The sequence below is a fragment of the Actibacterium sp. MT2.3-13A genome (genome assembly GCF_018139985.1).
In the GTDB taxonomy this organism is placed as follows: Bacteria; Pseudomonadota; Alphaproteobacteria; order Rhodobacterales; family Rhodobacteraceae; genus JAGSOU01.
On record NZ_JAGSOU010000002.1, the window covers coordinates 64,597 to 88,286 of the forward strand.

A 23,690-nucleotide genomic window follows, 5' to 3' on the forward strand; every position below is an offset into this window, starting at 1 on the left:
GGCGCATCTGCGAAGGATGAGCCAAAGAGCCGAGCCGGGAACAAAAGCCGATGAAGGTCATCATATGCGGCGCGGGGCAGGTGGGTTGGCAGATCGCCCGCCACCTTGCCAGCGAAAAGAACGACGTCACCGTGGTCGACAACGATGCCGACCTGGTGCGCCGGGCCACGGACACGCTGGATGTGCAGGGGATCGCGGGTTTCGCCTCCTATCCCGACATCCTGGAGCGCGCCGGCGCGCGCGACGCCGACATGATCATCGCGGCCACCTATTCGGACGAGGTGAACATGGTCACCTGCCAGGTGGCGCATTCGGTCTTCGCCATCCCGCGCAAGATCGCCCGGCTGCGTTCGCAGTCCTACCTGACGGCGATCTATTCCGATCTCTACCGACGCGAGCACATGCCGATCGACGTGGTGATCAGCCCCGAGCGCGAGGTGGCCGAGGCCGCGCTGCAGCGCCTGGCCGCGCCTGCCGCCTTCGACACCGAAAGCTTCCTCGGCGGCGGCGCGCAGCTGCTGGGCATCGACATCGACGCCGAGTGCCCGGTGATCAACACCCCGCTGCGCCAGTTGACCGACCTGTTCTCGACCCTGCGGGCGGTTGTGGTCGGCGTGCGCCGGGAGGGCACGCTGTTCGCGCCCGAGCCCGGCGACCAGCTGTTCCCCGACGACCAGATCTATGTCTTCAGCCACACCGACGACGTGGACCGCACGCTTGAGATCTTCGGCAAGACCACCAAGAAGCAGGAACGCGTGGTGGTCGTCGGCGGCGGCAATGTCGGGCTGGCCGTGGCGCAGGCGCTGGAGGCGCGGGCGCAGCGGGTCCGCGCCAAGGTCATCGAGAAAAGCCGCAGCCGCGCCGAACGCGCCGCCGACGCGCTGGAGCGCACCATCGTTCTACATGGCGACGGGCTGAGCCGCGACCTGTTGCACGAGGCCAATATCCAGCGCGCCGACGCGGTGCTGGCGGTCACCGACGACGACAAGACCAACATGCTGGCCGCGGTGCGCGCCAAGGCGATGGGCTGCCCGATGGCGATCTGCCTGGTCAACGACCCCTCGCTGGTGCCGCTGATGCGGCCGCTGGGGATCGACGCCTATATCAACCCGCGCGCCACCACCGTCAGCTCGATCCTGCGCCATATCCGGCACGGCCGCGTGCGCGGCGTCTATTCGATCGGCGACGCCGAGGCCGAGGTGATCGAGGCGCAGGTGCTGTCGACCTCGCCCATCGCCGGGCGCGCAATCCGCGAGATCGACTTTCCCGAGGGGGTGCTGGTCGGCGCGGTGCAGAAGGGCGACAAGGTGATCCGGCCCGTCGGCGGCACCCGGATCGACGAGGGCGACGTGATCGCCCTGTTCTCGCTGGCCGCCGACGTGCCCGAGGTGGAGCGCCTGCTGCAGGTCTCCATCGACTTCTTCTGAAGACCGATGCACAGGCTTCTGAACCTCTCGCTCGTGACCATCGTGATGGGGGTCGGCGCGCTGGCCATGTTCGTGCCGGTGCTGCACGGGCTCGCGGTGCGCGACTGGCTGACCGCGCGCAGCTTCTTCTACTCCGGCACGCTGTTCCTGACCCTGACGCTGCTGATCGCGATCGCCGGCTACAACGGCCGCACCCGCAACCTCGCGCGCAGCCACCTGGTGGCGATGCTGGCCGTGTTCACGGTGCTGCCGCTGATGCTGGCCGTGCCGTTTCACGAGGCGGTGCGCAACACCCGGTTCCTCAACGCCTATTTCGAGATGGTCTCGAGCCTGACCACCACCGGCGCCACGCTGTTTCCCGACCCGGGCCGGCTGGCGCCGACGGTGCATCTGTGGCGCGCCATCGTGGGCTGGATGGGCGGGTATTTCATCTGGCTGACGGCGATCGCCGTGCTCGCGCCGATGAACCTCGGCGGGTTCGAGGTGACCACGCCCGCGCCCGCGGGCCGAGGCGCGCGCCAGCTCGAGGGGCCGACGCACAGGACCGATCCGCGCGAGCGGCTGCTGCGCTTCAACGGCCAGCTGATGCCGATCTATGTCGGGCTGACCGGGGTGCTGTGGCTGTTGCTGATCCTGGCCGGCGACACGCCCTTCGTGGCCGCCTGCCACGCCATGTCGGTGCTGTCGACCAGCGGTATTTCCCCGGTCGGCGGATTGCAGGGCGCTCCCTCGGGCATTCTGGGCGAGCTGATGGTCTTCGTCTTTCTGGTGTTCGCGGTCTCACGCCAGAGTTTCACCAACGGGCTGAAGCCGGCCACCGTCACCCGCGTCGTCCGCGACAGCGAGTTCCGCATGGGGCTGGCGGCGGTGATCGCGCTGCCGCTGCTGCTGTTCGCGCATCACTGGATCGGCGCCTACGAGGTGGCCGAGCAGCAGAACCTGCTGGCCGCGTTGCGCGCGCTCTGGGGCAGCGTTTTCACGGTGCTGTCCTTCCTGACGACGACGGGTTTCACCTCGGGCGACTGGATCGAGATGCGCAACTGGTCGGGGCTGCAGACGCCGGGGCTGATCCTGGTCGGGCTGGCGATGATCGGCGGCGGCGTGGCGACCACCGCCGGCGGCGTCAAGCTGCTGCGCGTCTATGCGCTCTACAAGCATGGCCAGCGCGAGCTGGAGCGGCTCTTCCACCCCTCGTCGGTCGGCGGGGCCGGTCCGATGGCGCGGCACATCCGTCGCGGCGGCGCCTATATCTCCTGGGTGTTCTTCATGCTGTTCGCGCTGAGCGTCGCGGTGGTGATGGCGGCGTTGTCGCTGACCGGGCTGGGATTCGAGGCGGCGATGGTGCTGACGGTCTCTGCGATGTCGACCACCGGGCCGCTGGCCGCGGTCGCCGGCGAGACGCCGATCCTCTATGGCGGGCTGGGCGACGTGGCGAAGATGATCCTCGCGGCGGCCATGGTGCTGGGCCGGCTGGAAACGCTGGCCATCATCGCGCTGCTCAATCCCGAACTCTGGCGGCACTAATGCCTCAGTGCCGAAAATTACCGAGTAACGACCTGTTTTTGGGGCTGGAATCTCCGCCTGCGGCGCTTCATACTCTAAACCACAAGCGCAACCAGCTGCCCTTGGTCGGGCAGACGAAAGAAAAAGGCAAGAACCAATGGCTGCCGATAAACAAAATTTGCAGGACGCATTTCTCAACCACGTCCGGAAGACCAAGGTTCCGGTGACGATTTTCCTGATCAACGGGGTCAAGCTGCAGGGCGTGATCACCTGGTTCGACAATTTCTGTGTGCTGCTGCGCCGCGATGGCCAGTCGCAGCTTGTCTACAAGCATGCGATCTCGACCATCATGCCGGCGCAGCCGATCAGCCTCTACGAAGGTGAGGACTGATCACGGGCCTCGAAGATCACAGCCCCCGCGCGACCCGCGCCTGGGTGCTGCACCCCGACATCACCTCCGACCGTGACCGCCGCGCCGCCGCGCCGGCGCTCGAGGAGGGCGTATCCCTCGCCGCCGCGCTGCCCGATCTGGAGGTCGTCGGCGCCAATGTGGTGAACCTGCCCAAGGCGCGCGCCGGATGGTTGTTCGGCTCGGGCAAGATCGCGGAACTGGGCGCGCGCTTTGACGCGGCCGAGGTCGACCTCGTGCTGATCGACGGGCCGGTGACGCCCGTCCAGCAGCGCAACCTGGAAAAGGAATGGAAGGTCAAGATCCTCGACCGGACCGGCCTGATCCTTGAGATCTTCGCCAACCGCGCCCGCACGCGCGAGGGCGTGCTGCAGGTCGAACTGGCCGCGCTGAGCTACCAGCGCACCCGGCTGGTCCGCGCCTGGACCCATCTGGAGCGCCAGCGCGGCGGCCTGGGATTCGTGGGCGGGCCGGGCGAGACCCAGATCGAGGCCGACCGCCGCGCCATCGACGAGGCGATCACGCGGTTGCGCCGGCAGCTCTCCAAGGTGGTCAAGACCCGCGACCTGCACCGCGCCGCGCGGCGCAAGGTGCCGTTCCCGGTGGTGGCGCTGGTCGGCTACACCAACGCCGGCAAATCGACGCTGTTCAACCGGCTGACCGGGGCCGATGTCATGGCCAAGGACATGCTCTTCGCCACGCTGGACCCGACCATGCGCGGCGTGACGCTGCCCACGGGCATGAAGGTGATCCTGTCGGACACGGTGGGCTTCATCTCGGACCTGCCGACGCAGCTGGTCGCGGCCTTCCGCGCCACGCTGGAAGAGGTGCTGGAGGCCGATCTGATCTGCCATGTGCGCGATATCTCGCATCCCGACAGCGAAGAGCAGGCCGAGGATGTGGAGGGCATCCTGGCCGATCTCGGCGTGGACCCGGAGCGGCCGAAATTCGAGATCTGGAACAAGATCGACCGGCTGCCGCAGGAGGCGCGCGCCGCGCTTGAGCTCAAGGCAGCGCGGCAGCAGGATGTCTTTGCCCTCTCGGCGCTGACCGGCGAGGGGATCGAGCCGCTGCTCGGCGCGATCACCCAGGCGATGGACGAAGAGCGGATAACGCGCGAACTGACCCTCGGGTTCTCCGAGGGGCGCAAGCGTGCCTGGCTCTACGATCAGGGCGTGGTGGAGGCCGAGGAGCAGGGCGAGGACGGCTACGCGGTAACGGTGCGCTGGACCGCGCGGCAGGAAAAACGCTTCCGCGATCTCTGACCGGGGCCGAAATTTCGCGGAAATTTCGATCGATTTTTCCGCGAAAAATCGGCGCCGCCGTGCCGCCTAGTCCTGCGCGGGCTTCAGCCGGGTCACGCCCACGGCGGCGGCGCGGGCGAGCGCCGGGTCGAGCGACATCGGGATATATTCGCCGCGCCGCCACAGCTCGCCCAGGTCGTCGTAATGGCGCGACAGCGGATGGCCCGACTGCCCCGTAGAGATGACGAAGACCGAGCTATCGGGATCGGCGAAGTCATAGACCCCGCGATAGCCTGCCCCGTGCACATTGGCAAAGGGTGTCGGATCCTCGCCCGAGGTCAGGCCGCGCTGCAGCGTGTTGTCGCCGCCCGAGGTGGATTGCCGGATGTTGACCAGCCATTTCAGCACCGGCACCTCGCCCAGCACCGGGTGGTCGTGGCGGGCCTGGTGCGCCTCGCCCCAGCGCAGGGTTTCCAGGTTGCCGCCGTAGTTTTCGCCGATCCAGATCAGCGCCTCGTCCAGCGCGACCCGCGCCATGTCGGTGCAGCTTTCCTTCGCGGTCGACTGCACCACGTCGCACCAGGCCGCGGCGCCGTCAACATCGCGGAAGACGCGCTCCAGGAACAGCGGCTCGACATGGACGAATTCCTGCGCCAGCGGGCCCAGTTCGTCGCGGATCAGCCGGTCCTGCAGATGCCGCAGCCAGGTGGCGTAGATCAGCGGCTCGGGCATGTGCTCGTTCATCTCGCCGTTCCAGTTGGCCAGCAGTTCCAGCGCCCGCTGGCGCAGGTGCTCGGGCGTGCCGTCGGGGGCGGGATCGCCGGTGAACCACAGGTCACGCGCGATCAGCGGCAGCAGGGCGCGGGCGGTGAAGCTGACGGTGTCGAGCTGCGCCTCGATGAAACTGTCGCGGGTGTGCACCTCGCGGTTCTGCATCAGGCGCTGCCAGCGGTTGACGCGCTGGGTGTCGCCCCAGTCGAAGCTGACATGCAGCGGAAAGGGGCGATCGACGATCTTGTTGTTGGTGTTGCCGAGGATCCCGCCCTGGGGCGCGACGAAGCGCGGGTTGGCGGCATACCCCAGCATGCCTTGCCAGCGGTTCTGCGCCAGCCAGCCGGGGGCGGGCAGGCGGCCCTGGCTCTGATGCGTGGCGTCGCGGCGGGGCATGGCGCCGATCAGCTGCATGGCGATCTTGTCGCGGTCCACCAGAACCAGGTTCTGCGCCGGGGCGACGAATCCTGCGCCGGCGGCCAGCCCCTCCTCGACCGAATGCGCCCGCATCAAGGCCATCGCCGCGCTCATCGAGCTGTCCTCGGCGGTCAGCGCCGTCCAGGACAGCGCCGCCACATGGCCCTTGGGCGTGACCGAGGCCAGGTCGTAATGCGATCCGGGCAGGACGGGGCCGTTGTCGGACCAGCGCAGGGTGATGGTCAGCGGCTCGCCATCCTTGACCCGGATGATCGAACGGCGGGTCTCGAAGGGCTTGTAGCCATCCGGGGTCAGGTATTGCGTCGGATCCTCGGGGTTGAGCCTCTCGATGAACAGGTCCTGGTCGTCGAGATAGGAGGAGGTGATCCCCCATCCCAGCCGCGCGCTGCGCCCGGCCAGCACCACGGGCATCCCCGGAATGGTGCCGCCGATCACGCCCCCGGTGCTGAGCTCCAGCCGCGCGAGATACCAGATCGAGGGCGCGGTGAAGCCGAGGTGCGGATCATTGGCCAGCAGCGTGCCGCCCGCCGCGGAGCGCGACGGCGCCGCCGCCCAGGCGTTGGAGGCCCCGGCCGAGCCGCGCCGCGGGAAGGGCGAGAGCGGGTCGTCCGCGATGTCGAGCGCGGCGAAGCTGCGCGGGACGCCGGGCATCAGCTGGGCGTAGTCGGGCAGGGCGGCCACGCCCTGGCCCGGCGCGTCGGGCAGGATGTCGGCCACCCGCGCCTCGGGCAGCGCCAGCGAGACCCGCGCGCGCAGCACCTCGTCCTCGATCTTCGCAGTCAGCTGCAGCGCCATCAGCTTCATCACCGCGAGCGAATCCGCGGGCTGCCAGTGGGCGATCTCGGGCGAGAACAGGAAGAATTCGGGCGCGCCGCGGCCCATCGCCTCGGCGTTGACGGTGGCGATCCAGGCGTTCACGCCGCGTGCATAGGCCTCCAGCGCGGCGCGGGTCTGCGCGTCCTGCGCGGCGAGCGACTGCGTGGCCAGCCCGTAGAGGTCGAGCCGGCGCATCAACTCGTCGGTCCGGGCGCTGCGCGGGCCGAAGATCTCGGACAGGCGGCCCTGCGCGGTGCGCCGCATCATGGTCATCTGCCACAGCCGGTCCTGGGCATGGGCGAAGCCGAGGCCGAAGAACACGTCGGCGTCGCTTTCGCCGAAGATATGCGGCACGTTGGCGTTATCGCGCACGATCTCGACCGGGGCGCTGATGCCCTCGACCCGGTGGGCGGCCTGGTATTCCGGCAGCGAGCGCGACGCCAGGTAGTAAACCCCGATGGCCGCCAGCGCCGCCAGCACGACAGTCGCGGTGAACAGACGCAGAAGCCAGCGGAAGAGCGTTGCCATGGGGCCCTCGTATTGACGGGATGCTCCCATCGGTTACTAAGGAGGTAACCAGAGAGCAAGCACCGACAAGGGAGAAACCATGGCTAAAGTTGCATTTTTGGGCCTGGGCGTGATGGGCTATCCGATGGCCGGTCACCTGGCGGCCAAGGGCCACGAGGTGACGGTCTACAACCGCACCGCCGCAAAGGCCGAGGCCTGGGTCAAGCAGCATGGCGGCGCCATGGCCGCCACCCCCGCCGAGGCCGCGGCGGGCAAGGATTTCGTGATGGCCTGCGTCGGCAATGACGACGACCTGCGCGCGGTCTGCGCCGGGCCGGACGGTGCGCTCGGCGCGATGGCGTCGGGCAGCGTCTTCGTCGATCACACCACGGTCTCCTCCAAGGTCACGACCGAGCTTTACGCCGTGGCGAAAGAGCGCGGCGTCGCCTTCGTGGACGCGCCGGTCTCGGGCGGCCAGGCGGGCGCCGAGAACGGCGTTCTGTCGGTGATGTGCGGCGGCGACGAGGCGGCCTATGCCCGCGCCGAGCCGGTGATCGACGCCTACGCCCGGATCTGCCGCCGCATCGGCGAAAGCGGCGCCGGCCAGATGACCAAGATGTGCAACCAGATCGCCATCGCCGGGCTGGTGCAGGGCCTGTCCGAGGCGCTGCATTTCGCGGAGAAGGCCGGTCTCGACGGTCGCGCGGTGGTCGAGGTGATCAGCCAGGGCGCCGCGGGCAGCTGGCAGATGTCGAACCGCTACGAGACCATGCTGGACGACCATTTCAACCACGGCTTCGCCGTGGACTGGATGCGCAAGGATCTGGACATCTGCCTGTCCACCGCCAACGAGACCGGCGCCAGCCTGCCGGTCACCGCGCTGGTCGATCAGTTCTACAAGGACGTGCAGAAGATGGGCGGCGGGCGCTGGGACACCTCGGCCCTGATCAAGCGCCTGCGCGCGATGGGCTGAACCGCCCCGCCGGTCCTCCCCGCCGGGGGATACCGCCGGCCGGCGCGCCCTGCCGCGAAACGAAAAACGCCCCCGGCGACGGGGGCGTTTGTGTATCTGGCGATCGCTTCGCGCTCAGGGGATGATGCGCGTGTATTTCGTGCCTTCCAGCGTGGCCCCCACGATCAGACCGGCCTGGCCGAAGACCAGCGCGATGACGGGATCGAGCGCTGTCAGCGTCTCGGCGCTGATGTTGCCGCCCTGGTCGTTGATCGCGTATTCCATGTCAGCGCCCGCCGACCAGCCCGCGCTGTAGCGGAAATCGCGCAGCGCCTCGTCGGTCATGAAGAACAGCGCGTGGGCGTATTGCTGCGCGCCGATCTGGAAGCCGAAGGTGGCCTGCGCCGCCGAGTAGTAGTCGACCGTGGCGTCCTCGATCCGCAGCGCGCCGCGGCCGTAGGCGCCGCCGACCATGAAGCCGGCCTTGGTGATCAGCGGCATCCACAGGATGCCGCGCGCCTTCTCGGCCAGTTCGGCCGTGCCGGGGTAGCGCCCGAACAGGTAGTCGCGCGTCTTGTCGACGCGGGCGTCGATGGTGCGGCTGCCGTTGCTGTTGATGCCATTGCCGCAGGCGGCGGTCAGCGCAGTGCTTGCGCCGGCGCCGATCAGGAAGCTGCGCCTGGAAAACATGCTCATGGGGTCGTGCCCTCGTCTTGCCTCTGTTCTTGGCCTTTTCCGGCCATTGCCCCAAATTATAGGGGGTTTCGCCGCCCAAGTCATCAGGTGTTGTGGTCTTGGGCGGCTTCCTGCCGGATCACCGGCCCGCCAGCAACCGTGCCACGGCGGGGGCGAAATAGGTCAGGATGCCGTCGCATCCCGCGCGCTTGAAGGCCAGCAGGCTTTCCATCATCACCTTTTCGCCGTCGAGCCAGCCATTGGCCGCCGCCGCCTGCAGCATCGCGTATTCGCCGGAAACCTGGTAGGCGTAGGTCGGCACGCCGAACGCGTCTTTCACCCGGCGGCAGATGTCGAGATAGGGCATGCCCGGCTTGACCATCACCATGTCGGCGCCTTCCAACAGGTCGCGCTCGACCAGGCGCAGCGCCTCGTCCGAATTGGCGGGATCCATCTGGTAGGTGGCCTTGTCGCCCTTCAGCGCGCCCGACGCGCCCACCGCGTCGCGGAACGGCCCGTAGAAGGCCGAGGCATATTTGGCCGAGTAGCTGAGGATCGCCACGTTGGGATGGCCCGCCGCCTCCAGCGCGCGGCGCATGGCGCCGATGCGCCCGTCCATCATGTCCGAGGGGCCGAGGATGTCGGCGCCCGCCTCGGCCTGCGCCAGCGCCATCTTGACCAGAGCCTCGACGGTCTCGTCATTCACGATCTCGCCACCGCGCACGATGCCGTCATGGCCGTTGGCGTTGTAGGGGTCGAGGGCGATGTCGGTCATCACTGCGATCTCGGGCACCGCCGCCTTGATCGCCCGTATCGCGCGGTTCGACAGGTTGTCGGGGTTCCACGCCTCTTCGCAGCTTTCGGTTTTCAGCGCGGGGTCGGTGTAGGGGAAGATGCAGATCGCCGGGATGCCCAGCGCATGGGCCTCGCGCGCGGCCTCCACCGCCTTGTCGATCGACAGCCGGTTGACGCCGGGCATCGAGGGCACCGGCTCCACCACGCCCTCGCCGTCGCGCACGAAGATCGGCCAGATCAGGTCGTCGGTGCTCAGCGCGTTTTCGCGGGTCAGCGCGCGCAGCGCGGGCGATTTGCGCGCGCGGCGCAGACGGGTGGCGGGGAAGGGGGCAACGGTGTTGCGCATCGGGCGGTCCTCGGGCATTTGGTTTTCCGATTGGGTGACACGGATCGAGGGCCATCTCAAGGGTGGGATTCGCATTGGGCCGGCGCTAATGTCGCCGGAAACAAGCTGGGGGCAGGCCGTTGGACTGGTATCAAACCGTCTTTGAACTGATCGACATGCGGTCCTTCTCCAACCTGTGGTACTGGATCGCGCTGGCGGTGCTGTGGTCGAGCGCGTCGCATTTCGTGATCGGCGTGCCCTTCGACCTGGTGCAGCGCGCGGCGCGCAGCGGTGGCCAGGCAGAGCAGGACCTGGCCGACCTGGTGCGGATCAACGTCAACCGCATCCTCTACATCACCGGCAATGCCGGAACCCTGTTGATGTCGCTGGCCTCGTTCCTGCTGACGGTGCTGGCCATGCTGGGCTGGGTCTATGGCAGCGAGTTCTGCCAGGCGGTGTTCCTACTGCTGTTCCCGATGTGCCTGGTGGCGCTGCTGAGCGCCCGGACCGCGCGGCGCATCGCGGCGCAGGCGCCCGAGGGCCAGCAATTGCACAGGCGGCTCAAGCGGCACCGCTTCTACACCCAGGCCATCGGCATGGTGTCGATCTTCGTCACCGCCTTCTGGGGGATGCTGCAAAACATGCAGATCGGTGTTCTGGGTGGTTGACTTCGCCGCCCGTGTCCTTAGGTCACGCTGTCATGTCCCAGCCTGACCATATCACTCTCGGCGGCGCCCCGGAGGGCTTTGACGCCCGGCTCCTGGCCCGCGAACTCGAAAAGCGCGGCACGCCGGTCGTGCATGTCGCCCGCGACGACAAGCGCCTGGCCGAAATGCGCGCTGCGCTGGAGTTTCTCGCCCCCGACATCGTGGTGCTCAGCTTTCCCGGCTGGGATTGCCTGCCCTACGACCGGGTGTCGCCCCATGCCGACATCTCGGCGGCGCGGATGGCGACGCTGGCGGCGCTGGCGCATGGGGTTCCGGGGCCCTTCGTGCTGCTCACCACGCTCGGCGCGGCGACCCAGAGGCTGCCCGCGCGCGCGGTGCTGAAGGAGGCCGCCTTCTCGGCCCGCGTGGGCCAGCGCATCGACGAGGCGGCGCTGCGCGCCTTCCTGGTGCGGATGGGCTTCGTGCAGGCGCCGACGGTGACCGAGCCCGGCGATTACGCGGTGCGCGGCGGCATCATCGACATCTTTCCTCCGGGGCAGGAGGGGCCGGTGCGGCTGGATCTTTTCGGCGACGTGCTGGACGGCGCGCGCCGCTTCGACCCGGCCACACAGCGCACCACGGAGGCCCTGAAGGTGATCGAGCTGGCGCCGGTCTCCGAGGTCATCCTCGACGAGGCCGCGATCACGCGGTTCCGGCAGAACTACCGCATCGAGTTCGGCGCGGCGGGCAGCGACGACCCGCTCTACGAGGCGGTCAGCGCCGGGCGCAAGCAGCAGGGAATGGAGCATTGGCTGCCGTTCTTCCACGAAGAGCTGGAGACGCTTTTCGACTACCTGCCGGACGCCTCCGTCTTTCTCGACGACCAGACCACGCCGGCGCGGCTGTCGCGCTGGGAAAGCATTGCCGACCAATACGATGCCCGGCGCGAGGCGATGGCGCAGAAAAGCCGGCTGGAGACCGTCTACAAGCCCTGTCCGCCGCGGCTGCTCTATCTCGACGACGCGGCCTGGGGGCAGGCGGTGGCGCGGCACCGGGTGGTGCAGCTCAGCGCGCTGCCGCGCGGCACGGGGCCGGGTGTCCTGGACGCCGGCGGTCGTATCGGGCGCAACTTCGCGCCCGAGCGCAGGCTCGAAAACATTAATCTTTTCGAGGCTCTGAAGGATCATATTCAGGTAAAGCTCAAGGATGGCGCGGTGCTCGTCGCCTCCTATTCCGAGGGCGCGCGCGAGCGCCTGACCGGGCTGCTGAAGGACGAGGGTGTGACCGGCATGACGCCGGTGAAGGACGCGCGCGAGATCGGTGCGAAGGGCCTATACCTCGCCGTCTGGGCGCTGGAACACGGCTTCGAAAGCCCCGGCCTGACCGTGATCTCGGAACAGGACGTGCTTGGCGACCGGCTGATCCGCGCGCCGAAAAAACGCAGGAAGGCCGAGAACTTCCTGACCGAAGCTCAGGCGCTGTCGCCGGGCGATCTGGTGGTGCATGTGGACCACGGGGTGGGCCGCTACACCGGGCTTGAGACGGTGACGGCGGCGGGCGCGCCGCACGAGTGCATCGCGCTGGAATACGCCGGCGGCGACCGGCTGTTCCTGCCGGTTGAGAATATCGAGCTGCTCAGCCGCTTCGGCCACGAGGAGGGACTTCTCGACAAGCTCGGCGGCGGCGCCTGGCAGGCCAAGAAGGCGCGGATGAAAGAACGCATCCGCGCGATCGCCGACAAGCTGATCCGCGTCGCCGCCGAGCGCGCGCTGCGTCATGCGCCGGTGATGGCGCCGACCCAGCACATCTGGGAGGAATTCTCCGCCCGCTTCCCCTATCAGGAAACCGAGGACCAGCTGCGCGCGATCGAGGACGTGCTGGAGGACCTCGGCCGGGGCAGCCCGATGGACCGGCTGATCTGCGGCGACGTCGGCTTCGGCAAGACCGAGGTCGCCATGCGCGCGGCCTTCGTCGCGGCGATGTCCGGGGCGCAGGTGGCGGTGATCGCGCCCACGACGCTGCTGGCGCGGCAGCACGCCAAGGCGTTCCAGGAGCGCTTCCGGGGCTTCCCGCTGGTGGTGCGGCAGCTGTCGCGCTTCGTCTCGGCCAAGCAGGCGACCGAGACCCGCGCGGGGCTGGCCGAGGGCACGGTGGACATCGTGATCGGCACCCATGCGGTGCTGGCGAAAAGCGTCAAATTCGCCAATCTCGGCCTGCTGATCATCGACGAGGAGCAGCATTTCGGCGTCACCCACAAGGAGCGGCTGAAGCAGATGCGCTCGGACATCCATGTGCTGACGCTGACCGCGACGCCGATTCCGCGCACGTTGCAGATGTCGCTGACCGGGGTGCGCGACCTGTCGATCATCGGCACCCCGCCGGTGGACCGCCTGTCGATCCGCACCTATGTGTCGGAATTCGACGCGGTGACCATCCGCGAGGGGCTCTTGCGCGAGCATTACCGCGGCGGGCAGAGCTTCTACGTTGTGCCGCGCATCACCGACCTGGCCGAGATCGAGGCCTTCCTGCGCGAGCAGGTGCCCGAGGTCAGCTTCATCACCGCCCACGGCCAGATGGCGGCGGGAGAGCTCGACGACCGGATGAACGCCTTCTACGACGGCAAATATGACGTGCTGCTGGCCACGACCATCGTTGAATCCGGCCTCGACATCCCGACCGCCAACACCATGGTGGTGCATCGCGCCGACATGTTCGGGCTGGCGCAGCTCTACCAGATACGGGGCCGGGTGGGGCGGGCCAAGACCCGCGCCTATTGCTACCTGACCACCAAGCCGCGCGCCAAGCTGACGCCGCAGGCCGAAAAGCGGCTGCGCGTGCTGGGCAGCCTCGACACGCTCGGCGCGGGGTTCACGCTGGCCAGTCAGGACCTCGACATCCGCGGCGCCGGCAACCTGGTTGGCGAGGAGCAGTCGGGCCAGATGAACGAGGTGGGGTTCGAGCTCTACCAGTCGATGCTGGAAGAGGCGATCGCCAAGATCAAGTCGGGCGAGTTGGAGGGGCTGACCGAGGCCGACGAGCAATGGGCGCCGCAGATCAACCTCGGCGTGCCGGTGCTGATCCCGGCCGATTATGTGCCCGATCTCGACGTGCGGCTGGGCCTCTACCGGCGTCTCAGCGGGCTGACCACCAAGGTGGAGCTGGAGGGTTTCGCCGCGGAACTGATCGACCGTTTCGGCAAGCTGCCGAAGGAGGTCAACACGCTGCTGCTGGTGGTGCGCATCAAGGCGATGTGCAAGCGCGCGGGCATCGCGCGGCTCGACGGCGGGCCCAAGGGCGCGACGATCCAGTTCCACAACGACAAGTTCGCCTCGCCCGCCGGGCTGGTGGAATATATCCAGGCGCAGAAGGGCCTGGCCAAGGTCAAGGACAACAAGATCGTCATCCGCCGCGACTGGGCGAAGGACAGCGACAAGATCAAGGGCGCCTATGCCATCGCCCGCGACCTGGCCGAGAAGGTCGCTCAGGAAAAGAAGGCGGCCAAGGCCAAGGCCGGCTGACCGGCTTTCCCGCGAACACTCGCCCCTGGCGGCGTCGGGTGGATCGGCGGCCCGGGGCGGGCGTCGTGTTCGCGCCGAACAATCGGGCCGGTCACTCGGGGTGCATCACCGCGCGCTCCAACCGTGCCATGCGCCGGATCACGGCGAAGCCGATCGCGCCGCAGACCAGCACGCCGGCGGCCAGCGGCTGCGGCGTGCCGTCGAAGGCCAGCCCGATCGGGGCCGCGATCACCACACCCGCCACCGTCGCCGCCGCGCTGATCGCCGAGGCCGCCATGCCCGCGACATGCCCCATCGGCTCCATCGCCAGCGCGTTCAGGTTGCCCATGGTCAGGCCGACCATGAAGAACACCGAGGTCGTCCAGATGAACCAGGCCGGGAAGGCCACCGCATCGGGCCAGGGGCCGGTGAGGCTGATCAGCAGCATCAGCGCCGACAGCGCGATCTGCCCGCCCAGCGCCAGGGTCACCATGTGGCGCATCCCCAGCCGCACCACCAGCGTCGCGTTGATCACGCTGGCGCTGGCGGCGATCAGGGCGGTGAAGGCGAACCACAGCGGAAAGCTCTCGCCGCGCCCGAAGGTGATGTCATAGACCTGCTGGGTCGAACTCAGCACCGCGAAGAGCATCCCCATGCACAGCGCCTGAACCAGGATCGACAGGCGCACCATCGGGGTCGAGAACACCTCGGCCACCGCCGCCCGGAGCACGGGCACGCGCAGCGGGCGGCGGGCTTCGCGTGGCAGGGTCTCGGACTGGCGCAGCCCGACCCAGACCGCCGAGAGCACCGAAAACCCCACGAAGGCGCCGAAGATCCCGCGCCAGCCGGTCAGCGCCATGATCCCCGCGCCCAGCGTCGGCGCGAGGGCCGGCACCAGCGTGAAGATCAGCATCACCAGCGACATCAGCCGCGCCATCTGCCGCCCCTCGTAGAGGTCGCGGACGATGGCGATCGCCACCACCCGCGGCCCGGCCGCGCCCAGCCCCTGCAGGAACCGCGCCACCAGCACCAGTTCAAGCGAGCGCGCGGTCCAGGCCGCCGCGGCCGACAGGCAGTAAAGAGTCGCGCCCGCCATGATCACCGGCTTGCGCCCGAAGGCGTCCGACAGCGGCCCGGTGAAGAAGGTCCCCACACCCATCCCGAGGACGAAGCTGGTCAGGATCAGCTGCGCGCGGTTGAGGTTGCCGGGGCTCAACTCCTGCCCGATCTCGGGCAGGGCGGGCAGCATGGCGTCGATGGAAAAGGCGATTGTCGCGAACAGCATCGCGATCATCGCGATGAATTCCGGCTGCGACAGGCGGCGGGGCATCACTCTGCCCCGCGGCGGAGATTCTCGCTGATCTCGTCGATCACCTGGCGCCACAGCTCGGTCGGCTGGGCGCCGGTCAGCACATGCTGGTTGGCCACGATGAAGGTCGGCACGCCGTTCACGCCGCGGGCGCGGGCATGGGCGTCGCGGGCGCGGATCGCCTCGGCATCGGCGTCGCCCTCCAGCAGGCGGCGGATGGCGGGGCCGTCCATTTCGGCGCGCTCCGCGACCGCGACCAGAACCTCGGTGTCGCCGATATCCTGGCCCGTCTTGAAATACGCCTCGAACAGGAAGGAGACGACCGCCTGCTGCTTGCGCTCGATCCCCGCCCAGTGGATCAGGCGATGGGCGTTCAGCGTGTTCGGCGTGCGCGTGATGGCCCCGAGATCGAGCTCCAGCCCGGCCTTGGCCGCAGCCTCATGCACCGGCAGATAGGCCCGCACCGCCTGCTCCTTGCCGCCGAATTTCGTCTCAAGGTATTCGCGCCGGTCCATGCCCTGCGCGGGCATGTCGGGGTTCAGCTGGAACGGGTGCCATTCGATGGTGAAGGGGTGGTCGGGCCGCTCGGCGAGGGCGCGATCGAGCAGCGTCTTGCCGATGTAGCACCACGGGCAGATCGGGTCGGAGAGGATGTCAAGCTTGACCATGGGCGGCCTCGTATTGCTGGCGGATCAGGCGCCGGTTGAGCTTGTTGTTCGCGCCCCTGGGCAGGGCGTCGAGATGGACGTAGAGGCGGGGTTGCTTGTAACGCGCCAGCCGCTCGGCGGCGAAGGCCCTGAGCTCCTCCTCGGGCAGTTCCGCGCCGGTATAGAAGGCGGCGATCACCGTGGTGTCGGCCTTGACCGCGATCTCGGTCGCGGCGGCCTCGTGGATCGCGGGGTGCTGGCTGAGCGCGGCCTCGACCTCGACCGGCGAAACGCGGAAGCCGCCGGCATTCATCATGTCGTCGGCCCGGCCCAGATAGGTGATCGCGCCGTCCTCGGCCATCGCCACCATGTCGCCGGTCAGGAACCATTCGCCGTGAAAGCGGGATGCGGTCTCGGCCTCGGCCTTCCAGTAGCCCAGCATCAGGCCCGGGTCGCGGCGGGAGACGGCGAGCTGGCCGGGCGTGCCGCGCGGCACCGGCTGGAAATCCTCGCCCAGCACCGCGATGCGGCGGCCGGGCTGCGGGTAGCCGGAGGCGGGCACGGGCGCGGGCCGCGCCGGGCTGCCCGAGATGAAGGTCGAGCATTCCGACATCCCCAGCGCCTCGTAGATCGGGGTGCCGGTGGCCTCCGTCCAGGCCGCGCGCAGCGCCTCGGGCAGTTTCTCGCCCGCCGAGAGGCCGTGGCGCAGCCTGGGCAGGTTGAGCGCTGCGTCGCCCTTGAGCATCTGGCGATAGACGCCCGGGGCGGCGGCGAAGATGGTGGCGTCGAAGCGTTTCAGGAGCAGCGGCAGCGCCTGCGGGGTGACACCCTCGCCCGGGATCAGCGCCGTGGCGCCGATCGACCACGGGTCCAGCAGGCCGGTGCCCAGCGTGTAGGTCCAGTTGAACGCGCCGGCGTGCAGCAGGCGGTCATTCGCGGTCAGGCCATACCAGCCCTCCCACATCATGCGCCGCGCCCAGACCGCGCGATGGGCGTGGACCACGCCGCGCGGCACGCCCGAGGTGCCCGAGGTGTAGATCATGTAGGCGGCGCGGTCGGGGTCGCCCATCGCGTAATCGGCCGGCGCGTGGCCGAAGAAGCGTTCGAGCGCCGCCGTGTCGATCACCGGCGCGGGATGGTCGGGCCGGGCGATGCCGGGGCCGGCGATGACCAGTGCCGGGTCGATTTCCGCCGCGAGCTTGGTGATCTCGGGCGCGGTGAGCTGCGAGGAGGTGGGCACCGGCAGCAGTCCCGCGGCGATGGCGCCGAGAAAGGCGATGGGGAAATCCACCGTGTTGCCGAGCCGCAGCAGAACCGGCGCGCCGGGCCTGAGCCCCATCGCGGCCAGCCCGCCGGCGACGCCGCGCACGGCCTGTTCCAGCCGGCCGTAGCTCCAGCGCTCGGCGCCGGCGGGTCTGACCACCGCCAGCGCGATCTTGTCGGGCTGCGCGGCGGCCTGGCCCAGCACATAGGCGGCCAGGTTGAACGGCGCGGGGCAGGGGGCGGGGCCGTGGAGATCGAAGAGCGACTGCATGACGTTCTGCTACGCCGCGGCCGTTGCAGTTGCAAGGGCCGGGGTGGCGGTCTACATGCACATCCCATGAGCGAAAAAGAGCAACCCAGCATCATCCGCCTCGCCCGCGCCTCCGGCGCGGCGGCGCGCGTGGAGCCGCTGAATCTCGGCCAGCGGGTGCGCGAGCTGCGCAAGCGGCGCGGCTGGACGCTGGAACAGGCGGCGCGGGAGGCCGGGCTCGCGCGCTCGACGCTCTCCAAGATCGAGAACGGCCAGATGTCGCCGACCTACGAGGCGCTGAAGAAGCTGGCCGAGGGATTGCAGATCTCGGTGCCCCAGCTCTTCACCCCGCCGGTGAAGGACCAGGTGAACGGGCGCATGGCGGTGACGCGCTCGGGCGAGGGCGGCGCCCATGCCACCGCCACCTACGAGCACGAGCTGCTGGCCGGCGCCCTGACCAAGAAGCGGATGCTGCCCTACCGCGCGCGGGTGCGGGCGCGCTCGATGGAGGAATTCGATGGCTGGGTGCGCCACGACGGCGAAGAGTTCCTCTATGTGCTGACCGGGGTCATCCGGCTCTACACCGAGTTCTACGAGCCGGTGGAGATGCGCCGCGGCGACAGCGCCTATTACGACGCCACCATGGGGCACAACGTGATCTCGCTGTCCGAGGAGGACGCGACGATCCTCTGGGTGACCTCGCTGGATTGAGGCGTGGCTGGGGGCGCTGCCCCCAGACCCCCGGAGTATTTGCGCCAAGAAGAAGGGAAGCTTCCCGAGGGGCCGGCGCGGGCGCGGGACGCCTCAGAACGCGTTGCGCAGGCTGCGGGCGCCGGCGGCGATGTCTTCGCCCATGCCCTCGACGGTGCCGCATCCGGCGAGGCCCAGGGCCAGGATGATCAGGGCAATGCGGATCATGCTCATTTCTCCTCATACCACCAGACATCGGGCTGGAAGCCGATCCAGTCGCCGTAGATCGGGATACGATCGGGGTATTTCAGGCGCGCGTCATGGGCGATGCGCGAGACCGGCGCATGCCAGATCGGGATGACGTAGCGGCCGGCCGCCAGCACCCGGTCGAGCGCGCGGGCGGCGGCGGTGAAGTCCTCCTGGGTCGTGCTGTTGAGCAGCCGGTCGATCAGCGCCTCGGCGGCGGGGCTGTCCATGCCCATCCAGTTCGGCGTGCCGGGCTGGGTGACGCCCTCGCGGCCCCAGTAGAAGCGCTGCTCGTTGCCGGGGCTGAGCGAGGCGCCGCGCGCGTAGAAGGCCATGTCGAAATCGTAGCCGCGGGTGCGCTCCTGGTATTGCGCGTTGTCGATCATGGTGACGCGCGGCGCGATGCCCAGCCGGGTCAGCGCGTCGAGATAGAGATCGACGATCTGCTGGTGTTCGGTCGCGCCCTGGTTGAGCAGGATCTCGAAGCTGAAGGGGGTGCCCTGGGCATTGCGCAGCACGCCGTCCCGGGCGACGCGCCAGCCGGCCTCCTCCAGCCGCTTGAAGGCGAGGCGCAGGTTCTTGCGGTTGGCGGGGCGGCCGTCGGAGACGGGCAGGGCGTAGCCCTCCAGCGCGCCGGGGAGCAGGGTATCGGCGAAGGGTTCCAGCAGCTCGCGCACGCGGCCCTCGGCCGGGCCCGCGCGCATGCCGAGCACCGAGTTGGAGAAATAGGAGGTGATGCGCGGCTCGGCGCCGCCGGTGAGCGTCTGGTTGATGAATTCGAAGTTGAAGGCGTGGATCAGCGCGTCGCGCACGCGCCAGTCGGAAAACGCCGGGCGGCGGGTGTTCATCACCAGCCCCTGCAGGCCCGAGGGGCGCTGGTGCGGGATCACCGATTTCACCATCTTGCCCTCGCGCATTGCGGGGAAATCGTAGTTGCTGTCCCATTTCGCGGCGCTGGTTTCGCGGATGGCGGAAATCACGCCGGCCTTGAAAGCCTCGGCCATGGCGGTGGCATCGCCGAAGAATTCCATGCGGATCTCGTCGAAATTATGGGTGCCGCGGCGGAAGGGCAGGTCGCGGCCCCAGTAATCGGGGTCGCGTCTGAGCGAGACGAAGCGGCCCGGCTCGAAATCGTCGATCACATATGGCGCGGTTGAGATCGGGATCACGTCGAGGCCGCTTGCGGTGAAATCGCGCCCCTCCCATTGCGCCTTTTTCAGGATCGGGCGCAGGCCGAGGATCAGCGGCAGCTCGCGGTCCGGCGTGTTGAAGGTGAAGCGCACGCGGCGGTCGTCCAGGGCCTCGGCGGTGGCGATCTTCTCCCAGGCGTCGGCGTAGCGGCGGTGGCCGATCGTGCCCAGGGTCTCGAAGGACCACAGCACGTCCTCGGCCGTGACCGGGCTGCCGTCGGAGAATCGCGCCTCGGGGCGCAGGGTGAATTCCACCCAGTCGCGCGCCGGCCCGGTTTCGACCGATTCGGCCAGCAGACCGTAGAGCGAGAAGGGTTCGTCCCAGTTGCGGCCCATCAGGGACTCGTAGGCGAGGAAGCGCAGCTGCCAGGGAACGCGGCCCTTGAGGATGTGCGGATTGAGGCTGTCGAAGCCGCCGACCTCGCCGGTGACGATGCGCCCGCCCTTGGGCGCCCGCGGATTGGCATAGGGCAGGGACACAAAATCAGGTGGCAGGGCGGGCTCGCCATACATAGCTATGCCGTGCTGCGGTTCGGCACTGGCGAATCCGCTCGCCAGAATCAGCGCGGCCAGCGTCCGTCCGAGCCCGCGGCGGGCGAAAAAAATTGGTCTCATTTCCACGACAATTCCCGGTATCCCTGTTTTCATTGGGCCGGAGCCTAGGCGCGCTTTTGTGACTTTTCAAACTTTTAGCTTGGAGCTGAGCGGCGGTTTGCGTATAAAGGGGGCACTGCTCGATAGGTTTCTTGCCTGTATGAAACCTGCCTCAATAACTTAACGCCGGCTTCGCGCCGGCGTTTTTTTTGGTGGCGCAAACCGGCTTCCCTTTGCACCTGCGACATATATGCTCGCCCCGTCCAACGAGGGGAGACACCGCAAATGTCGCTAAAGGGAAAAACCGCCGTCATCACCGGATCGAATTCGGGAATCGGGCTGGGCGTGGCCATCGAACTGGCCCGCGCCGGAGCCGATATCGTGTTGAACTCGTTCACCGACCGCGACGAGGATCACGCGCTGGCCGCGCGTCTGGCGCAGGATCACGGGATCGAGGCGCGCTACATCGCCGCCGACATGTCGAAACCGGGCGACTGCCGGGCGCTGATCGAACGCGCCGGCGCCTGCGACATCCTGGTTAACAACGCTGGCATCCAGCATGTCGCGCCGATCGACGAGTTTCCCGCCGAGAAATGGGATGCGATCATCGCGATCAATCTCAGCTCCGCTTTTCACACCACCGCCGCGGCGCTGCCGAAGATGCGCGCGGCCGGCTGGGGGCGGATCGTCAACATCGCCTCGGCGCACGGGCTGACCGCCTCGCCCTTCAAATCGGCCTATGTCGCGGCCAAGCACGGCATCGTCGGGCTGACCAAGACCACGGCGCTGGAAACCGCCGAACAGCCGATCACCTGCAACGCGATCTGCCCGGGCTATGTCCTGACCCCGCTGGTCGAGGCGCAGATCCCCGACACGATGAAGGAATACGGGATGGATCGCGACGGGGTGATCCGCAACGTGATGCTGGCGCGGCAGCCGTCGAAGGATTTCGTGACCGTGGAGCAACTGGGCGGGACGGCGGTGTTCCTGTGCTCGGACGCGGCGGCGCAGATCACCGGGACGACGATCAGCGTGGATGGCGGCTGGACGGCGTTGTGACGGGGGACGGGGCGAGGGGCGCCGCCCCTCGCGCTCCCCGGGATATTTGAAGCCAGAAGAAGGCAGGAGCGGCGCGTCAGAGTGCGCGCAGCAGCGCGGCGGCCAGCGCCCACATCACCAGGGCGATGCCGAGATCGAGCCCCTGCCAGGCGCGCCGGCTCTGCATGAGCGGGGCGAGCAGGCGCGCGCCGTAGCCCAACGAGAAGAAGAAGGTGAAGGAGGCGGCGGAGGCGGCCAGCGCGAAGGTGATCCTGTCGCCGGCGGCCGCGTATTGCGTGGAGACCGCGCCGATCAGCCCCAGCGTGTCGAGATAGACATGCGGGTTGAGCCAGGTGAAGGCGGCGCCGGCGGCCAGGGTGGGCCAGAGGGCCGCGGATTGCCCCTGCGCGGTCAATGCGCCGGCACCGCGCCAGGCGGCGCGCAGGCGCAGCCCGCCGTAGACCGCGAGGAAGGCCGCGCCGGCCAGCGTCATGGCGCGCGGCAGCCAGGGCGCCAGCGTGACCAGCGTGCCGAATCCCGCCACGCCCGCCGCGATCAGCACCGCGTCGGAGAGCGCGCAGAGCAGGCAGAGCCAGAACACATGGGCACGCAGCAGCCCCTGGCGCAGCACGAAGGCGTTCTGCGCGCCGATGGCCAGGATCAGGGACAGCGCCGTCAGGTAGCCGGTTGCGGCCGCGCCCAGCATCGGCGGGTCACTCGGCGGGGGGCTCGTGCAGGGGTTCGGCCACGATGGGCGGGCCTGCGGGGTTCTTTTCGTTGGGGTAGACGAGGCCCGCCGAGATCACCAGCTTGGCCGCGTCCTCGATCCCCATGTCGAGGAAGATCACGTCCTCGCGCGGCACGAACAGCAGGAAGCCCGAGGTCGGGTTCGGCGTGGTCGGCAGGAAGACCGAGATCAACGGCTCGTCGCGCGGGATTCGGCGGTCGATCTCGCCCTTGGTGGCGGTTGAGACGAAGGCCACGGCCCACATCCCCTTGCGGGGATATTCCACCAGGCAGGCGCGGTCGAAGGAGGTCTCGGACTGGGCGAAGACGGTTTCGGCGAGCTGCTTCACCCCGGAATAGATCGAGCGCACCACCGGCATGCGGTCCACCAGCCCCTCGCCCCAGCTCAGCAGGGAGCGGCCGATCAGCCCCTTGGCGATCCAGCCCACGAGCACGGTGAAGATCAGGAAGAACACCACGCCGACGCCGCGGATGTTGACCTGCGTGTCCTCGCCGAAGATCTGCCTCAGCACGGTTTCGGGGTGATAGGCATTGGGCACGAAGGGCAGCACGAAGCCGTCGATCCAGCCCACCACGGTCCAGATCAGCCAGACGGTCAGTCCGATCGGGGCGATCACCACGATCCCGGTGAGGAAGGAGTTGCGCAGCCACCCCAGCGGGCGCCGCCGCCTGCGGGTCTGCTCGGTGTGGTCGTCCTGGTCGTTTTCGAACATGCTGTGCCCTGCTCCCTTTGCAGCGCAACTTAGGGGCTCGACGCGGCGTCCACAATATCGCGCGGCGGGCCGGGCGGCGTTTCCTTCAGCTGTTGCACAAGTGCCGGGCGATCGCCGCGGCCAGCCGCGCATTGTTCAGCACCAGCGCGATATTGGCCTCGAGCGAGCGGCCCCCGGTGCGCTCGAAGATGCGCTGCAGCAGGAAGGGGGTCACGGATTTGCCGGCGACGCCCGCACGCGCGGCGTCGGACAGGGCGGCGGCGATGATCGGGTCGATCTCGTCGCGCGGAATCTCGGCCTCTGGCGGGATCGGGTTGGCGATCAGCTGGCCGCCGGCCAGCCCGAGCGCGCCGCGCAGCCGGTGGGCGCGGGCGATCTCGGCGGCGCTGTCCATCCGCAGCGGCGCGGGCAGGCCGGAGCGGCGCGACCAGAAGGCAGGGAAATCGTCGCTGTGGTAGCCGATGACCGGCACGCCGAGGGTTTCCAGCACCTCCAATGTCTTGGCCAGGTCGAGAATGGCCTTGGCGCCGGCGGCAACCACCGTGACCGGGGTCCGGGCCAGTTCGCCGAGGTCGGCGGAGATGTCGAAGCTCAGTTCGGCGCCGCGGTGCACGCCGCCGATGCCGCCGGTGGCGAAGACCGCGATGCCCGCGAGATGCGCGCAGATCATGGTGGCGGCGACGGTGGTGGCGCCGGTCCCGCCCGTCGCAAGGCAAGCGGCGAGATCGGTGCGGCTGAGCTTGCGCACCGCTTTCGCCTGCGCCAGCGCAGTCAGCTGGTCGCCGGTCAGGCCGGCGTGGATCCGGCCCTCGATCACCGCGATGGTGGCGGGCACGGCGCCGGCGGCGCGCACCGCCGCCTCGACGGCGCGGGCGGTCTCCAGGTTCTGCGGCCAGGGCATGCCGTGGGTGATGATGGTGCTTTCCAGCGCCACCACGGGGCGGGCTTCGGCGAGGGCGGCGGCGACCTCGGGCGAAAAGTCGAGGGGCAGGGTCAT

The 23,690-nt window shown here is 68.7% G+C and carries 20 protein-coding genes; 9 read left to right on the forward strand and 11 right to left on the reverse strand.

What is annotated here, in order from left to right:
- Positions 1-50: 50 nt before the first annotated feature.
- The 4 genes from trkA to hflX all read left to right on the forward strand — a co-directional run bounded on the left by trkA (position 51) and on the right by hflX (position 4,604).
- Positions 51-1,427, forward strand: coding sequence for a Trk system potassium transporter TrkA (trkA, locus tag KCI33_RS02390; protein ID WP_212523153.1), 1,377 nt, complete (start codon positions 51-53; stop codon positions 1,425-1,427).
- Positions 1,428-1,433: 6 nt separating this feature from the next.
- A complete protein-coding gene (locus KCI33_RS02395) occupies positions 1,434-2,951 on the forward strand; it encodes a TrkH family potassium uptake protein (protein ID WP_212523154.1) in 1,518 nt (505 codons plus the stop codon).
- Between the two features lie 136 nt (positions 2,952-3,087).
- Positions 3,088-3,321 carry an RNA chaperone Hfq gene (gene hfq / locus KCI33_RS02400; protein ID WP_212523155.1) on the forward strand — a complete coding sequence of 78 codons (234 nt, stop codon included), beginning with the start codon at positions 3,088-3,090 and terminating at the stop codon, positions 3,319-3,321.
- Positions 3,321-4,604, forward strand: a complete 1,284-nt coding sequence (gene hflX, locus KCI33_RS02405) for a GTPase HflX (protein ID WP_212523371.1) — start codon at positions 3,321-3,323, stop codon at positions 4,602-4,604. The genes hfq and hflX overlap by 1 nt, the downstream gene beginning before the upstream one ends.
- A gap of 66 nt (positions 4,605-4,670) precedes the next feature.
- On the opposite strand, the gene KCI33_RS02410 is transcribed toward hflX, so the two are convergent.
- Positions 4,671-7,136, reverse strand: a complete 2,466-nt coding sequence (locus tag KCI33_RS02410) for a penicillin acylase family protein (protein ID WP_212523156.1) — start codon at positions 7,134-7,136, stop codon at positions 4,671-4,673.
- Positions 7,137-7,215: 79 nt separating this feature from the next.
- Here KCI33_RS02410 and KCI33_RS02415 point away from each other — a divergent pair, with 79 nt between their 5' ends.
- Complete coding sequence (locus KCI33_RS02415) at positions 7,216-8,088, forward strand: NAD(P)-dependent oxidoreductase (RefSeq protein WP_212523157.1); 873 nt, start codon at positions 7,216-7,218, stop codon at positions 8,086-8,088.
- 114 nt (positions 8,089-8,202) lie between these two features.
- Here the strand turns inward: KCI33_RS02415 and KCI33_RS02420 are convergent, their stop codons facing one another.
- Positions 8,203-8,763: a YSC84-related protein gene (locus KCI33_RS02420; RefSeq protein WP_212523158.1), complete on the reverse strand. Its 561-nt coding sequence runs from the start codon at positions 8,761-8,763 to the stop codon at positions 8,203-8,205.
- A gap of 118 nt (positions 8,764-8,881) precedes the next feature.
- Positions 8,882-9,883, reverse strand: a complete 1,002-nt coding sequence (hemB, locus tag KCI33_RS02425; protein WP_212523159.1) for a porphobilinogen synthase — start codon at positions 9,881-9,883, stop codon at positions 8,882-8,884.
- A 119-nt stretch (positions 9,884-10,002) separates the two neighbouring features.
- Between hemB and KCI33_RS02430 the strand changes: the two genes are divergently transcribed.
- Together KCI33_RS02430 and mfd are read left to right on the forward strand one after the other, a co-directional pair.
- Entirely contained in the window at positions 10,003-10,530 is a 528-nt protein-coding gene (locus KCI33_RS02430) for a component of SufBCD complex (protein ID WP_212523160.1), read from the forward strand.
- Positions 10,531-10,562: 32 nt separating this feature from the next.
- Entirely contained in the window at positions 10,563-14,027 is a 3,465-nt protein-coding gene (mfd, locus tag KCI33_RS02435) for a transcription-repair coupling factor (RefSeq protein WP_212523161.1), read from the forward strand.
- A 91-nt stretch (positions 14,028-14,118) separates the two neighbouring features.
- Here mfd and KCI33_RS02440 read toward each other — a convergent pair whose 3' ends face one another.
- Genes KCI33_RS02440 through KCI33_RS02450 form a run of 3 tightly spaced genes read right to left on the reverse strand, consistent with a single transcriptional unit; the run spans position 14,119 to position 17,496 of the window.
- Positions 14,119-15,336 (reverse strand): multidrug effflux MFS transporter, encoded by a 1,218-nt coding sequence (locus KCI33_RS02440; protein WP_212523162.1) that lies wholly within the window; start codon positions 15,334-15,336, stop codon positions 14,119-14,121.
- Positions 15,336-15,983, reverse strand: a complete 648-nt coding sequence (locus KCI33_RS02445) for a DsbA family oxidoreductase (protein ID WP_212523163.1) — start codon at positions 15,981-15,983, stop codon at positions 15,336-15,338. Before KCI33_RS02445 ends, KCI33_RS02440 begins: the two co-directional genes overlap by 1 nt.
- Positions 15,970-17,496, reverse strand: a complete 1,527-nt coding sequence (locus tag KCI33_RS02450; RefSeq protein ID WP_212523164.1) for a class I adenylate-forming enzyme family protein — start codon at positions 17,494-17,496, stop codon at positions 15,970-15,972. The genes KCI33_RS02445 and KCI33_RS02450 overlap by 14 nt, the downstream gene beginning before the upstream one ends.
- Before the next feature lie 66 nt (positions 17,497-17,562).
- Between KCI33_RS02450 and KCI33_RS02455 the strand changes: the two genes are divergently transcribed.
- Entirely contained in the window at positions 17,563-18,186 is a 624-nt protein-coding gene (locus KCI33_RS02455; RefSeq protein WP_212523165.1) for an XRE family transcriptional regulator, read from the forward strand.
- Positions 18,187-18,279: 93 nt separating this feature from the next.
- Here KCI33_RS02455 and KCI33_RS02460 read toward each other — a convergent pair whose 3' ends face one another.
- Together KCI33_RS02460 and KCI33_RS02465 are read right to left on the reverse strand one after the other, a co-directional pair.
- Positions 18,280-18,393, reverse strand: coding sequence for an entericidin, EcnA/B family (locus tag KCI33_RS02460; RefSeq protein WP_249138870.1), 114 nt, complete (start codon positions 18,391-18,393; stop codon positions 18,280-18,282).
- A 2-nt stretch (positions 18,394-18,395) separates the two neighbouring features.
- Complete coding sequence (locus KCI33_RS02465; protein ID WP_212523166.1) at positions 18,396-20,216, reverse strand: extracellular solute-binding protein; 1,821 nt, start codon at positions 20,214-20,216, stop codon at positions 18,396-18,398.
- Between the two features lie 264 nt (positions 20,217-20,480).
- Here KCI33_RS02465 and KCI33_RS02470 point away from each other — a divergent pair, with 264 nt between their 5' ends.
- Positions 20,481-21,254, forward strand: a complete 774-nt coding sequence (locus KCI33_RS02470) for a 3-hydroxybutyrate dehydrogenase (protein WP_212523167.1) — start codon at positions 20,481-20,483, stop codon at positions 21,252-21,254.
- Positions 21,255-21,330: 76 nt separating this feature from the next.
- Here the strand turns inward: KCI33_RS02470 and KCI33_RS02475 are convergent, their stop codons facing one another.
- The 3 genes from KCI33_RS02475 to KCI33_RS02485 form a co-directional block, all read right to left on the reverse strand.
- Positions 21,331-21,939 (reverse strand): LysE family transporter, encoded by a 609-nt coding sequence (locus tag KCI33_RS02475; RefSeq protein WP_212523168.1) that lies wholly within the window; start codon positions 21,937-21,939, stop codon positions 21,331-21,333.
- A gap of 7 nt (positions 21,940-21,946) precedes the next feature.
- Positions 21,947-22,693: a DUF502 domain-containing protein gene (locus tag KCI33_RS02480; RefSeq protein ID WP_212523169.1), complete on the reverse strand. Its 747-nt coding sequence runs from the start codon at positions 22,691-22,693 to the stop codon at positions 21,947-21,949.
- An 85-nt stretch (positions 22,694-22,778) separates the two neighbouring features.
- Positions 22,779-23,690 (reverse strand): pseudouridine-5'-phosphate glycosidase, encoded by a 912-nt coding sequence (locus KCI33_RS02485; protein ID WP_212523170.1) that lies wholly within the window; start codon positions 23,688-23,690, stop codon positions 22,779-22,781.